This is a genomic window from Delftia sp. ZNC0008 (genome assembly GCF_000799035.1).
GTDB lineage: Bacteria > Pseudomonadota > Gammaproteobacteria > Burkholderiales > Burkholderiaceae_C > Comamonas > Comamonas tsuruhatensis.
On sequence record NZ_JTKZ01000375.1, the window covers coordinates 1 to 338 of the forward strand.

Genomic DNA, 338 nt, shown 5'->3' on the forward strand with positions numbered 1-338 from the left:
TGGTACGACCGCACCAACAAGCAGCTGTGCCTGACCGAGCTTTGGTATCGGCGCTGGGTCGAGGTGGTGCTCATCGAGTCACCCGACGGCCGCGTGGTCGAGTACGACGCGGGCAACCAGGCCCACAACTACGGACTGGCCACGGGCATGACCAAGGCATTCAAGGCCATCGTGGCGAAGGTGCGCCGCAGCTACTGGCTTGGGCCGCACAAGCTGCACGACAGCCCCTCGCCATACCCGCACAGCCATTTCCCCTATGTGATCTTCTGGGGCTTCCGCGAGGATTCCACGCGCGTGCCCTATGGCTACGTGCGCGGGCTGATCTACCAGCAGGACAG

1 protein-coding gene is annotated in these 338 nt (G+C 64.2%); it reads left to right on the forward strand.

Going from position 1 to position 338, the window contains the following annotated elements; genetic code table 11:
• The coding region (locus L995_RS33810; protein ID WP_047472042.1) for a portal protein at positions 1-338 on the forward strand (338 nt) is incomplete at both ends.